This is a genomic window from Parapedobacter koreensis (assembly GCF_900109365.1).
GTDB classification, from domain to species: Bacteria; Bacteroidota; Bacteroidia; order Sphingobacteriales; family Sphingobacteriaceae; genus Parapedobacter; species Parapedobacter koreensis.
Genome location: NZ_FNZR01000004.1, coordinates 48,274 through 61,888, shown reverse-complemented (window position 1 = coordinate 61,888; position 13,615 = coordinate 48,274). Strand labels below are relative to the sequence as shown.

At 35.5% G+C, this 13,615-nt stretch carries 12 protein-coding genes; all 12 read left to right on the top strand.

The window, feature by feature from the left end; all coding sequences use genetic code 11:
* Window positions 1-20: 20 nt before the first annotated feature.
* The 12 genes from BMW65_RS11560 (at window position 21) to BMW65_RS11505 (ending at window position 13,585) form a co-directional block, all read left to right on the top strand.
* A complete protein-coding gene (locus BMW65_RS11560; protein WP_090605554.1) occupies window positions 21-1,811 on the top strand; it encodes an ABC transporter ATP-binding protein in 1,791 nt (596 codons plus the stop codon).
* 12 nt (window positions 1,812-1,823) lie between these two features.
* Window positions 1,824-2,903 (top strand): nitroreductase family protein, encoded by a 1,080-nt coding sequence (locus BMW65_RS11555; RefSeq protein WP_090605553.1) that lies wholly within the window; start codon window positions 1,824-1,826, stop codon window positions 2,901-2,903.
* Window positions 2,904-2,915: 12 nt separating this feature from the next.
* Window positions 2,916-4,064, top strand: coding sequence for a polysaccharide pyruvyl transferase family protein (locus BMW65_RS11550; RefSeq protein ID WP_090605551.1), 1,149 nt, complete (start codon window positions 2,916-2,918; stop codon window positions 4,062-4,064).
* Window positions 4,065-4,066: 2 nt separating this feature from the next.
* Window positions 4,067-5,227: a glycosyltransferase gene (locus tag BMW65_RS11545; protein ID WP_143053868.1), complete on the top strand. Its 1,161-nt coding sequence runs from the start codon at window positions 4,067-4,069 to the stop codon at window positions 5,225-5,227.
* Window positions 5,228-5,256: 29 nt separating this feature from the next.
* Window positions 5,257-6,366, top strand: coding sequence for a glycosyltransferase family protein (locus tag BMW65_RS11540; protein WP_090605548.1), 1,110 nt, complete (start codon window positions 5,257-5,259; stop codon window positions 6,364-6,366).
* Between the two features lie 188 nt (window positions 6,367-6,554).
* On the top strand, window positions 6,555-6,920 hold the full coding sequence (locus tag BMW65_RS11535) for an acyltransferase (RefSeq protein ID WP_218145394.1): 366 nt from the start codon (window positions 6,555-6,557) through the stop codon (window positions 6,918-6,920).
* Window positions 6,921-6,922: 2 nt separating this feature from the next.
* The gene (locus tag BMW65_RS11530) at window positions 6,923-7,843 is read left to right on the top strand and encodes a glycosyltransferase family 2 protein (RefSeq protein ID WP_090605545.1); all 921 of its coding nucleotides are present in this window, start codon (window positions 6,923-6,925) and stop codon (window positions 7,841-7,843) included.
* 24 nt (window positions 7,844-7,867) lie between these two features.
* On the top strand, window positions 7,868-9,028 hold the full coding sequence (locus BMW65_RS11525) for a glycosyltransferase family protein (RefSeq protein WP_090605543.1): 1,161 nt from the start codon (window positions 7,868-7,870) through the stop codon (window positions 9,026-9,028).
* The gene (locus tag BMW65_RS11520; RefSeq protein ID WP_090605541.1) at window positions 9,015-10,085 is read left to right on the top strand and encodes a glycosyltransferase; all 1,071 of its coding nucleotides are present in this window, start codon (window positions 9,015-9,017) and stop codon (window positions 10,083-10,085) included. Before BMW65_RS11525 ends, BMW65_RS11520 begins: the two co-directional genes overlap by 14 nt.
* A gap of 10 nt (window positions 10,086-10,095) precedes the next feature.
* Window positions 10,096-11,208: an acyltransferase family protein gene (locus BMW65_RS24860; RefSeq protein WP_090605540.1), complete on the top strand. Its 1,113-nt coding sequence runs from the start codon at window positions 10,096-10,098 to the stop codon at window positions 11,206-11,208.
* Window positions 11,205-12,302 (top strand): hypothetical protein, encoded by a 1,098-nt coding sequence (locus tag BMW65_RS11510; protein ID WP_090605539.1) that lies wholly within the window; start codon window positions 11,205-11,207, stop codon window positions 12,300-12,302. Before BMW65_RS24860 ends, BMW65_RS11510 begins: the two co-directional genes overlap by 4 nt.
* Before the next feature lie 14 nt (window positions 12,303-12,316).
* Window positions 12,317-13,585 carry a glycosyltransferase family 4 protein gene (locus BMW65_RS11505; RefSeq protein ID WP_090605537.1) on the top strand — a complete coding sequence of 423 codons (1,269 nt, stop codon included), beginning with the start codon at window positions 12,317-12,319 and terminating at the stop codon, window positions 13,583-13,585.
* Window positions 13,586-13,615: the final 30 nt, after the last annotated feature.

Genomic DNA, 13,615 nt, shown 5'->3' with positions numbered 1-13,615 from the left:
ACTATTCTAACTTTTAGAATATGTTAAAGAATCTCATAAAAAAATACTTTCAAAATTTTCATTTCTTTTATTCCTACTTAAGAAATCGGATTTTTTATAAAGTAGCCTTAAGCATTACAGTAGGACTACTTGATGGCTTTGGCTTAGCGATGTTTCTTCCACTTCTGCAAATGGTTGATGATAGCACGAAAGCAGATCCAAACGCGTTAGGGAATCTCGATTTTATATTGCGGGGAATGAACCATCTTGGTATCGAACTCACACTTGGTGCTGTGCTATTGTTAATTTGCTTATTTTTCATTCTTAAGGGATTTGCTTTATACGTAAATAGTCGGTATGACGTGTCTTTGAAACAGTTTTTTATTAAAAGTATCCGTAAGAAACTTACTTTCAATCTGAGTGCAATCCCGTATAAGTCCTTTATCCAAATGGACGCTGGCCGAATACAAAATGTCTTGTCTGGAGAGGTTGTAAAAATAACGCAAGCCTATGAACAATATTTTGCTATCATCCAGCACCTCGTATTGGTTATCGTTTATATGTCTTTTGCGTTTCTCTTAGATTCAAAATTCGCCATTCTCATTACAATCGGCGGTTTATTGACGAATATATTGTTCAAAGTACTTTTTGGTAAAACCAAAAAAGCCTCAATTAAACTCACCAAAGGCACCAATATTTATCAAGGTTTGATAATTCAGTATGTTGCTCACTTTAAATACCTAAAGGTATCCGGCAACATAGAAGTTTTCAACAAAATGATGTTAAACACCATTGAGTTTATCGAACGGCATAACAAACAATTGGGCACATACGGCGCTATTATATTAGGAGGCCGGGAGCCCATTTTGATAATTGTCGTATCCGCAGTCATTCTGACCCAAGTTCAATTCTTGGGAGGAACGTTGGCTACGATTCTTGTTAGTTTACTTTTCTTCTACAGGGCATTGACTGCATTGATGAGTATGCAGGCAGCTCACAATAACTTTTTGGCAGTATCCGGGTCTATGGAAAATATAACAGGTTTCATAAAGGAATTATCGAATCACAAGCAAACAATTGGCCCAGAAAAGCTCCATGATTGCATTGATTCCATTGAATTGGATTCAGTATCTTTTAGTTACAAAGAAAATCCGGTAATTGATAATGTTAGTCTTGGCATTAATAAGAATGAAACCGTTGCTTTCGTAGGCGAAAGTGGTGGTGGCAAATCGACAATAATCAACTTATTGACTGGCTTATTAGCCCCTGAAAGCGGAAGTATGTTTATCAATGGGATAAATCGCAATCAAATCGACATTACTTCTTATCAAAAAAAAATCGGATACATAACACAAGAGCCTGTTATTTTTAATGATACCATTTTCAATAATGTAACTTTCTGGTCCGAAAAAAGCGATGAGGTGATGGCTAAATACGAAACTGCCTTAAAAATGGCATCGATACTGGATTTCGTTGAAGAGTTATCACTCAAAGGAGAGACAATGTTGGGCAATAATGGGGTCAATCTAAGTGGAGGGCAAAAGCAGCGTATTTCGATTGCTCGAGAATTATTCAAGGAAGTGGATGTTTTGGTACTAGATGAAGCCACATCCGCACTAGACTCGTACACTGAAAAAGTTATCCAACAAAACATTGAACAACTAAAAGGAAAGTACACGATTTTAATAGTCGCGCATAGACTCGCCACTGTCAAACATGCCGATAAAATTGTCTTAATGAGTAGAGGAAAAGTCGTTGATATCGGTGACTATGACTCGCTTGCTGAATCTTCTTCCGAGTTCAGTCGATTCGTTCAGCTTCAAAAACTATAGTTAGCGTTTATTATGCTCAGGCAATCCATCAGAAGAATCAAAAACAAGGCGAAAGCTTTCATAAATAAGAAAGCCGCCATTTATTGTGCTAAGTCACCAAAAAGAGCGGCGTTATATTACCTGCTTTTTAATAAAGCATTTCATAGAGAACTGCATTCAGTCTTAAATGGAAAATTAAAACACCTACATGAAACAGAAGTAATTAAGGCAAACTATTTTTTATTGGTTCGCAATACACATAGGATTGAAAAAGGATTGTTAATGCGTCCACGGAGGCCTATCTTTGGAAAAGACTATATAGAAGAAACTGTCGACAGTTTTGAAGAAATTTGGAAAACCGCTTTAACAAATAAAATTGATAATCAGCAACTTAAATGGTTTCATGATGTTTTAAGCGAATACTTTCTAGTCACAGATGCCACTCACGACGCTCTATTAATAAAATTGAGTGAGCGATTTGTTAATATTATTCAATCAAAGCCCTCATCTATATTAAAATATGCGTCAACGGACAAATTCATTCCTTATTTCCGACTTAAAGAGAATAACAGCAACATTTCCTACGATGAATTCTATAAACTATGCAAGCAGCGAAGATCGGTAAGATGGTTCTTAGACAAACCTGTACATAGAGAATTAATTGATCGGGCAATATTAGCAGCTAATCAATCGCCAAGTGCGTGCAATAGACAACCTTTTGAATTTAGAATATTTGACCAAAAAGAGCTGGTAAACGAAGGGGCCTCTCTGCCTAACGGAACAATCGGATATGCTCAAAATATTCCTATTTTCGCTGTATTAGTAGGCAACTTAGATGCGTATTTCGATGAGCGCGATAGGCATATCATATACATTGATGCTTCACTTGCTGCTATGTCATTTATGCTCGCCTTAGAAACTTTAGGATTGGGAAGTTGTGCGATTAATTGGCCTGATATCGAAGTTTTGGAAATAAAAATGGCAAAATTTCTGAATCTTAATAGTCATCAAAGACCCATAATGTGCATGGGAGTGGGGTATGCAGATCCAGAAGGTATGGTTGCGTTTTCTGAAAAAAGAACCCTTAATGATCTTCGCAAATATAACAGCTAGTCAAACAATATTATGATTATTGAACTAAGAGGCGTAGAATTTTATAACAAAGGTGCCGAACTAATGTTACACGCCATTATTCAAAAGATTAGGCAGAAATGGCCCCAGGCGATTTTTGCTATGGAAAAGTCAGGCAATGCACCTGTTTCAAAGCAACGTGCGTTAGGAATTTATACAAAAGTGGGCCCGATCCGGCATGGGATTTTCAGTCAAAAATGGAGTAAGTTAATTCCAAAATCAATAAGACGATCTTTCAAAATTGTCTTACCTTCGGAAGTTAATGTAGTTCTAGACGGATCTGGGTTTGCATTTGGTGATTTTTGGGGTGCGTCTGCCGCAGGAAGCAGACTAGCCGACCATATCCAAGCTTGGAAGCAAGAAGGAAAAAAAATCATCTTGCTTCCACAAGCTTTTGGGCCCTTTTCAGATCCTAATCTGGTGTCCAAGATGGGAATCATACTCCGTGAAGCTGACCTAGTTTTTGCCAGAGATCCGTTTTCTTTTAAGTATTTGGAACCACTAAAATCTTTCAAAGAAAACATTTTCTTAAAGCCGGATTTTACTAATCTCGTAAAAGGAGTTGTCCCTACTAGTTTTGACTCGACTGAACATGAGGTAGCAGTAATTCCAAATTATAAATTACTGGAATCCAATGTCTTTCATGAAAGACAAGCTTACCTTGAAATATTAAACAAAATTGTGAGATATATTCAAAATGCTGACAAAAAACCTTTTTTCCTAATACATGAAGGAGTAAAAGATTTACAATTGGCTCATGATGTCAATGAATATTACCATTTAAGAATCTCGATCGTTCAGAATAATAATCCACTGATTATAAAGGGCATTATTGGAAAGTCCAAAGCAGTCATTACATCTAGATTCCATGGATTAGTCAGTGCACTTTCTCAAAATATACCTAGTTTATGTATTGGCTGGAGCCATAAATATCAAGCCCTCATGGCAGATTATGATTTCGAAGAAGGTTTGATTACAAACAGCGATTTCCACTCTGAAGAGTTAAACAAAAAACTGAAAATGGTCATAGAGGATAAAACAGCCAATAAGGTATCCGAAAAATTGGCCTTGGCTAGTAAGAGGCAAAAACAACTGTCGGAAGAGATGTGGGAACAAGTATTTGAAGTCATAAAGAACAATTAATTGTGGCTGCAGTCAAAATAAACATGTTGTCAATAACGCACTATACTGCGCTATACGGAGCCAATCGCTCTTTACTTAATCTTATAGAAGGTACAAAAAGAAGTATCAACTGGACGGTTATATTGCGTACTGACAAAAAAAACCACACAAGCCCCATTTCATTAGTATTAGAAGAAATCGGAGTAAAATACTACTGCATACCATTTGCCCAAGACATCCGATCGATAGGCCAAAAAGGTTACAAGGCAACTTTCTTTTATACATTAAAGGAATTTACCGTTAATATGTGGTATACATTAGTTGTCGCACGTCTCTGTAAAAAAAACAAAATAAATTATATCCATTCAAATTCATCTGTTTTTTGTTTTGGTGCCTATGTTTCAGCGATAACTAGAATCAAACATATCTGGCATTTTAGAGAATTCATAGATAAGGACTATGACTTATATTACTCATTAGGTTTTAAATACCTGAAATTTTGGGCAGACAAAGCATGGAAAATTATATCCATATCCAACGCAATCAATGACTATTGTGTAATCAAAAGAGGGATAACTTGTCCTTCTGTTATTGTTTATAACGGCGTAATTTCCAGTACAGCAATACCAATTGAGGGCCTCAAATCGTTCAATAAAAATCGATGGCAGTTTTTAATCGTAGGAACCATTTCTAAAGCAAAAAATCAATTAGATGCAATCGATGCTATAAATATACTTATTAATAGAGGTTATTCTTGCAATTTAACCATTGCAGGGGATACAAAGGGGGAGTATTACGAGAATTTAACTAAATATATAGAACAAAACAATCTTGAAAAAGTTGTCCGTTTTATCGGTTTTAAGAACAACTTAAAAGATTTATATGCAAATGCGGATTTAACATTAGTATGCTCAAAAAATGAAGGAATGGGACGAGTGACAATAGAGAGTATGGCATTCAAAGTACCTGTTTTAGCATATGATAGTGGTGGCACTAGTGAGCTAATACAACATTTAAAAACCGGTTATCTTTATACTGGGGGTGCTGAAAATTTAGTTCATGGCATATTACTCTTAATGAAAGACTCTATCCGTTATCAGTCGATTAGTTCAACCGCTCAGAAACTTGTAGTAGACAAATTTACTATTGAGCGATACGCAGCAAATTTTTTAATGAGTTTGTAGAACAAAACAATAGATACAAAGTCTTGCTTATGAAATTATTATCCATACAGCCGAGTTCTATATATGAGAATGGTGGATCTGGCCGCGTGTTAAGAAGGCTCTTTCATGGAAAAGAAAAAAAAATTACAGCTATATATGTTTCTCCTTCTATATCGAAACCCAAAGAGGGTTTGATAACAGAAATAAGAATTAATTGGCACCCATTACACAGAAAATGGGTTAGGTGGAAATTTCGAAATATCTTCTCTTATTTAAGAATGACACTTGGCAAAAGACTGGTTGAAAAGCGTCTTTTGGCCATCATTAAAGATTTAGAATTTGACGTCATACACATTATTAACCATGGGAAATTTTGCGCGTTTTTAAGCAAGTCACGAGGAGATCTACTTCATAACAAATCAATTTGGGTTTCTTTCCACGATCATTATTCATTATGTAGTACGTTTGAAGACACCAAATTTCTTTGGAATAGCGCAAAGAAAAGATTTTGTATATCTCAAGAATTGGGAAATGAATATCAGCGATTATTTGGGTCATTACCATTTGAAGTTATAACAGATGGAATCTACATGATGGAACGTTCACAACCATTAAGACACATAGATGATAAACAGTTTGTAGTTTATTTCGCAGGGTTACTGCATATCGATTACTACCCAAATTTTAAGGCGTTGGCCAAAGCGCTTAATATGATAGCGGAAGAAGGCGTTTCTATTAAATTAATTTTGCGTGGGACACAAAAACTTAACTTCTTAAATGATGTTAAATTTCGCGTCGTTTATAATAGTGACTTTGTGAGCGATGAAGAAATCAAAAAGGAAATTGATGCTGCGACTATTTTATATCTGCCAATGAAGTTCACAGTCCCCGAATTTTACCTATATAGCATGTCCACCAAGATGATCAGTTACTTAACTGCAAAAGGATCAATCTTCTATCATGGTCCGGAAAATAGTGCCGCCGCTAATCTATTGCATAAGTGGGATGCTGCTACCATATGTGAATCATTGAATGTGACCGAAGTAAAGGATGATTTACTGCTATGTCTAAGAGACATTAATCAACATTCATCTAATGCAAAAGAGCTTGCACGTGACCAATTTAATATGAATGAAATTTTGGATAAATTCTGGAATTAATTGATGAATTCATGAAACTCAAAATGTTTGCGTCTGAATTAAAAATGTATATCTGCAATAATATTACTAACAAGATACCCAGCCATACATATAGATTATGGTACTATCGAAAGCTAATGAGGTTTAAGATTGGTAAAGACGCAAGTATTCATATGAGTTGCATTTTCGATTGTTCCAATAACTTTACAATGGGAGACCATTCCGTAATAAACCCTAAATGTCGGCTCGACAACAGAGGTCATATATATATAGGTTCAAATGTATCAATCTCGCAGGATGTTCTTATTCTTACGGCAAGTCACGATTTAAATAACACAAAGATCTTTAAAGGAAAGAAAAATCCCGTAAAAATAATGGACTATGTATTTATAGGTACAAGGGCTATTATTTTACCTGGGGTTATCATCAATGAGGGCGGAGTAGTCGGAGCAGGGTCAATCGTCACAAAAGACGTTTCGCCTTATACAGTTGTCGCTGGAAATCCTGCAAGGCCAATTGGAACTAGAATCAAAGGGCTTACTTACAACGCGTCCTATAGACGACTATTTCAATAAGTATGAAAATATCGATATGCATCCCGACATACAACAGGCCACATTTTTTAAAAGAGGCAATAGAATCATGTCTTAATCAAACGTTTTTGCCTTACGAAATAATCATAGGTGATGATTCACAAGGCAACAAATCCAAATTAATTGTCGAAAATATTAATCGTAATAAATCACAAAATGTAATAATCAGATATTTTCAAAATCAACCATCATTAGGTCAGCTAGCTAATGTTAACTCGCTGATTGAAAAGACAGAAGGCAATAAATTCATGTTATTACATGACGATGATTTGTTGTTTCCAGATGCATTAGAAACATTGGTTAATTTAAATGAATCCGATCCTTCAATACAAGTTAGTTACGGAAAACAAATGCTCATAAATGACGCAGGTGAAGACCTAAACATTGATGGTTTTAACGAGCGCTTTTTCCGCACCAAAGATTATGAAGGAACTGTTCTATCCCCTATTGAAGCAGCAATAGTACAACAATTCCCCAATAATGGCTATTTGATAGACACATATATAGCAAAAAAAACCAAGTATAGTAGTAAAGAGAAAGTAGGTAATGCCGGTGATTTCAACTTTGGTCTTCAATTGGGTTTAAGCAATTATAAATTCTATTATATTGATCACTACATTGCTAAATATCGAATCAGTAAAAATTCAGTTGCCAGGAATGGTACTGATTCAGCATATCAATCTTACAAACTCATTAAAGCGCTTGATTTACCAGCCAAAGATTTCGACTACCGAAATCATGTATTAAAAATAAAAGCACCCATCGCAATTGTACAAGCTATAAGAATAGGAAAAAGACGAGATGCTTTTAAAATATATTTTGAGCAGTGGCACAAAGGAAAAATTCTCACTCTTGGAGGAATTAGAAGGCTTCTGTTATTATTATTTTCCAGATCCAGAGAATGAAAAAAATTCACCATCAAACTGTCAATGTATACTAATATTCTTTTCATTTGTGGTTCACTTGAGCTTGGTAAAGATGGTGTAGGTGACTACACTCGACATCTTGCGAAACAGCTGATTCAATTTGGCAATTCGGTCTCCATCATAGCGATAAATGATAAACACATCAACGACATTATCAATGAGACACTGCAAAAACACATTGCTGTACCAACATTAAGACTGCCAAAAGACCTTTCATGGTCTCAGAAAAAAGAAGAAATTGTCAAATTCGTACGATATCAACGCCCAGATTGGGTTAGTCTCCAATACGTCCCTTTTTCTTTCCATACTAAAGGCCTCTGTTTTGGCTTGAGCTATCGATTAAAATCATCGATAAAAGATGTCCAATGGCAAATAATGTTTCACGAATTATGGTGTGGAATGGCGAAGAAGTCGACATTAAAAGAAAAAGTATTAGGATTTGGTCAAAAAATTGTGCTAAAAAATACTGTTACGGTATTAAAACCCAAGAAAATTTTCACAAGCACAGTGTCTTATAAAGAAAGATTAGAATCTATAAAAATAAAAAACATAAACGTTATCCCAATTTTTGGCAACATATCGCATAACGCTCTCGCCTCCGATGAAAAATGGAAAGCTAAAATAGATCAACAAGCTACATATATGTTAAAATCATCCGACACAATCAATATTGGTTTTTTTGGTTCCATTTATTCCAACTGTGAATTAGAAGATCTTTTTCTACACATTTCTGGTTTTGCAAGAAAAAAAGGACTAAATATAAATATCATCCAAGCAGGTGTTTCAAAAAACATAGATATTCTAAAAAGAGCTTCCAAAACTATTAAAGCAAACCTGATTGAAATAGGAGAGCAGGATGAAGATATCTTGAATAGATTATTTACTCATATCAAAATTGCTGTTTCTACTACACCTGCAGAAGGCATTGATAAAAGTGGTTCCGCAGCCGCTTGGTTAGAACGTTCTATACCCATCCTTATATCTAGTAGCGACACCAGTTACAAATCGAATGAATTAGAGAAAAAGGGGCTATTTCAAGTACTATCACAAGATGATATAGAGAGAGCCATGGAATCGCGGAGATCTAGAGAGCCTGAAAGCAGGTTGCCCTATGTTGCTAAATTCTATGTCGATAAATTAACAATTTTAAATGAAAGTAAGTAAAAAAATAAATTTACTAATAATAGGCTCATCTCAAGGCGTTTACGGCGGGATCGAGGCATTTATGATTGCGATTGCTGATGCAGCTTCCACATGGAATGAATTTAATGTAAAATTATGCTACAAACTAGTATCAAACGTAGAACCAAGTGAACAGTTAATATCAATGGCCGATCAAGCGTGTCGCGAGTTACATTTTATCAACAAAGGTTCTAAAAATCTTTTGCCCTTAATAAAATGGGCAGATGTAATACATGGTCAAAATGCGTCACCAGATATTATCTTGCCAGCTTATGCATTAAAAAAACGTATTTATTTAACGATACACAATCGAAGATTCAAGAGTAAATTTAGCCTGCGTCAGATCATTTGGAATATGACGATACGTTTGGCCAATGAACGATGGTATAATTCAAACTATGTGTGGAACACCTGGGAATCAAAAAGAAAAAGAAAAAATAGCCAATGCGTACCAACGGTTTGTAAGTTGCCAATTCAATATGTTATCCCAGAAAAACGAAAGGGATTTGTATTTATAGGAAGATGGATTAAAAATAAAGGTATAGAAGAAATTGTTGAAGCATATGCTCGACTGAATACTAATGATAACACATGGCCATTAACAATAGTCGGTGACGGCCCCATCAGGCAAAAAATAATTACATTAATCAAAAAACACAATCTTTTAAACAAAATAAATCTACCCGGATTTATGAATGAAGATGATAAAAATATACTGCTCGCTTCTTCTAAATGGCTTTTGGCTCCGGCAAACACCAAGGAAGATCTCGGCCTAACTCCTATTGAGGCAAGAAGCGTTGGGGTGCCGGCAATTGTCTCTAATGACGGTGGTTTACCGGAAGCCGGCGGACCAGCAGCAATGATCGTAAATCCCGGTGATGTCGATGACCTATGTAGAAAAATGGAATCGGCGATAAACATGCATGAAGAGACATACAAGCATCATGCTCAGCTTGCCAGGGAATCACTCAAATCTTTTTTGAAGCCGATAAAATTCTATAGAGAGAAGTTTCTAAAAGCCAACAAAAGACTATTATAAACCATATATTATGAACACAAAAGCACCGATTCGATTTTATTGGTTAGATATTCTTCGGGGACTTGCGGCACTAAGTATTGTGTTATGGCACTGGCAACATTTCTTCTTTGATAATCAAATAAAGAGCGAATTTGGACAAAACATAGACAAAACATTATTTCCTTTCTATAACTTATTACGTCCATTTTATGGACAGGGCTGGAGAGCAGTAGAATTTTTTTTCACATTATCTGGCTTTATTTTCTTCTGGCTTTATTCGAAAAAAATCTCGCAACGGGAAATTTCTTTTCTCAGTTATATGAAATTGAGGATATCAAGGCTTTACCCCCTCCATCTATTAACACTTGTAGGGGTTATATTGCTACAAATGCTTTATTTTAACAACCATGGTTTCTATTTTGTCTACCATGACTATCGAACTTTAACATTTATAGGATATTTGACACTAACCTTCAACTGGTTCGTTTCATACTTTTCGTTCAATGGACCCTCTTGGTCGGTTTCTGTTGAAATGTTTTTATATATCTTGTTCTTTGGAATCTGTACCTTGAAGCTAAACCATTGGATGATCTGCATTGGATTAATGTTTTTAGGTTATTGTTTACGATTTACCCAATTTTACTCTATTGGCACTGGGATGCTGTCGTTTTTTGCTGGCGGTATAGCTTTTTTCATTTACAGTTTTCTATATAAAAGATACAGCTTCCGAACGAATTGGATACTTATCGTATGTATGCTAACTATTTCGTTAGTATACATTATCTATATCAGGTATTTGGCTAAACAACAATTGCCATTTTATTTTTTTGAATTATATATGTTTCCTGTTATTGTGATTTGTATTTCATTGATAGAGTCACTCTTAGGATCAGGACTCGGAAGAAAATTTGCTTTTATAGGAGATATAAGTTATTCTAGTTACTTGATTCATTTCCCCTTGCAATTAATTTTCGTGTTGGTTATTGAATCATTCAGCCTTAATCAAAAAATTTTTTATCTACCCAGAACATTAATAACATTTTATATTGTTCTGATCGCATTATCATTCTTTTCATTATTACGAAAAACCGATTCAAAGATATCTTCGCAATCGTTGGTCAAAATAACCATATATTTGTTATGAATGCAATGAAATTGAACCATTTAATAATAATATCGCCTACAATTACCCCAGCTATATGTGGTGTAAGCGATTATGCTTATAGAGTCGGAGAGCAGTTGTTCCAAACTGGAGTTTTCACAAAAATTGCATTTGGCGTAGACAGGGTTCCAAAACGTAAAGCCAAACTATCTTTCGTCGTCAAACATTGGAAAGCAGCGTTAAAAGAAATCGAGGCAGATACTTGTATTTTTATAAACTACACCCCATTGGGTTTTTCTAGATTTGGTTATCCAAGTAAGTTTTTAAATGAACTGCAAAAAACAAAAAACAAATTCTACAGCGCTAAGTTCTTCATCATGTTTCATGAAATATGGAACGGTAATCCCAAATTGAGACTTCATCTAAAAATGATTGATAGATTATCAAAAAAGTCATGTCTTCGCTTGGTAGATATTGCTAACGGTGTGGCTACCGTCACCTACCATCAAAAGGAAAAACTTAAGAACGAGAGGAGAAACATTACCATTTCAATTCAACCAATCGGAGCAAATATCAGCGCACCTCCGGATATCAATGTATTAAAAACAAATAGGCAACATGGTGTTTGGGTGATATTTGGCCTTCCACATACTCGGCTATGGACATTGAAAAAAAACATTACATTAATAAGGGAGCTAGTTGGAAGGGGAAACATCATCCAAATAAAAGCGATCGGACCAAAGAGCGGTCAATATAGCAATGAAGAGATTAAATTTGCAAATGAAAACTTGGGTAAGGAAACTTATATTCAACTTGGAGTGTTATCAGACTCACATATTTCTTATGAACTTTTGAAAGTTGAGGGTGCATTTGTTGGTCAAACTTATGATAGCATTACAAAATCTGGCACATTCTTATCGATCGTTGCCCATGGTGTACCCGTTATTTGTGACGTCGATAAAGCGCTCCAAGATCCGCCGTCGGACGGTTTATTCAGACCTAAAGAACTTTTAAATGGCTATGATATCGTAATGAAGAAAAGTAATGACCGAACAAAAAAAATGTTGGAATGGTATCATAAGAGAAGAACCTGGAAGGCAATCGGTGAAAATTTAACAGATTGGATGTCACAATAGCTTTATGCAAAAAAATGAAAACGAATCCGAAAATACTTCTCGCACATCCAACCGGTAATGCAAATGTCCGAGCATTAGCAATTGCTCTCGCTGCTGAAGATTTTTTGCATAAATTTTATACCTCTATTGCGGTTTATAAAGGAGATATTTGGCATCAACTTAGCCGTCTACCAGGATTTTCTGCTTTGAAAAAACGTAGTTTTGATAATGAACTTGAATCACTAACACGTACACATCCCTATCGGGAGGTGGGTCGTTTGCTTGCCCAACATTTTAACACGAAGCATCTAACAAAGCACGAAAAGGGTATATTTAGTATTGATAAGGTATATCATTCGCTGGATAACTACGTTTCCTCACATTTATCTCACGAATTAAAATACGGATTGAGAGCCGCTTATGCATATGAAGACGGTGCTTTACAAACATTTAAAACTGCTAAAAAACTGGGGCTAAAATGTGTTTATGATCTTCCTATCGCATATTGGAAGACAGGGCGCAAAATAATGGAAGACGAAGCTTATAGAAATCCCAAATGGGCACATACCCTTAAAGGAGGCATTAAAGATAGTGAAAGCAAATTGCAAAGAAAGACGAATGAGCTTGAACTAGCGGATATAGTAATCGTCCCCAGTAAATTCGTTTATGATTCGCTCCCCACGAACTTATCTGAAAAGAAAATAGTACTTTCACCATTTGGAAGCCCAACATTGTCCGATCCCTTAACAAAGGGGGAAAAAAAGTCCAATAAACCACTGAAAATTCTTTTTGTTGGTTCATTGACTCAACGTAAAGGATTAAGCGATCTATTTGAAGCTGTTAAAATGCTTAAGACAAAAAATGTGGAATTGGTTGTAATGGGTAGTCTGGCAGATGAGATATCATTCTATAAATCTGAATTAAAAGATTTCATATATATTCCTCCAGGATCACATGATGAAGTTTTAAGGTTAATGGCCTCATGCGATATTTTTTGCCTACCATCAGTTGTGGAAGGCAGGGCATTGGTAATTCAAGAAGCTATGAGCAGAGGTCTACCTATTATCATTACACCAAATACCGGTGCTGAGGATTTGATAGTTGAAAATAAAACTGGATTTCTAGTTCCTATTAGATCTCCCGAAAAAATTGCCGAAAAAATTGACTGGTTTTTATCAAATAGGCAAATAATTGGCGAAATGAGTCATCTTGCTCATGAGCATGCGTCCAAATACACGTGGGAAAACTACTCCAACATTATTATAAATGCGATTTCAAATGAGTTAAGCTCACAAATAAGCTAATGAAGCTGAACACGTCTTTGTCCATAAGGG

What these genes read in the sequence shown, in the direction of transcription:
- BMW65_RS11555 (WP_090605553.1), top strand. Translation starts at nt 1,824, where the DNA reads ATGCTCAGGCAATCCATCAGAAGAATCAAAAACAAGGCGAAAGCTTTC.
- BMW65_RS11535 (WP_218145394.1), top strand. Translation starts at nt 6,555, where the DNA reads ATGGGAGACCATTCCGTAATAAACCCTAAATGTCGGCTCGACAACAGA.
- BMW65_RS11550 (WP_090605551.1), top strand. Translation starts at nt 2,916, where the DNA reads ATGATTATTGAACTAAGAGGCGTAGAATTTTATAACAAAGGTGCCGAA.
- BMW65_RS11525 (WP_090605543.1), top strand. Translation starts at nt 7,868, where the DNA reads ATGTATACTAATATTCTTTTCATTTGTGGTTCACTTGAGCTTGGTAAA.
- BMW65_RS24860 (WP_090605540.1), top strand. Translation starts at nt 10,096, where the DNA reads ATGAACACAAAAGCACCGATTCGATTTTATTGGTTAGATATTCTTCGG.
- BMW65_RS11520 (WP_090605541.1), top strand. Translation starts at nt 9,015, where the DNA reads ATGAAAGTAAGTAAAAAAATAAATTTACTAATAATAGGCTCATCTCAA.
- BMW65_RS11505 (WP_090605537.1), top strand. Translation starts at nt 12,317, where the DNA reads ATGAAAACGAATCCGAAAATACTTCTCGCACATCCAACCGGTAATGCA.
- BMW65_RS11560 (WP_090605554.1), top strand. Translation starts at nt 21, where the DNA reads ATGTTAAAGAATCTCATAAAAAAATACTTTCAAAATTTTCATTTCTTT.
- BMW65_RS11530 (WP_090605545.1), top strand. Translation starts at nt 6,923, where the DNA reads ATGAAAATATCGATATGCATCCCGACATACAACAGGCCACATTTTTTA.
- BMW65_RS11510 (WP_090605539.1), top strand. Translation starts at nt 11,205, where the DNA reads ATGAATGCAATGAAATTGAACCATTTAATAATAATATCGCCTACAATT.
- BMW65_RS11540 (WP_090605548.1), top strand. Translation starts at nt 5,257, where the DNA reads ATGAAATTATTATCCATACAGCCGAGTTCTATATATGAGAATGGTGGA.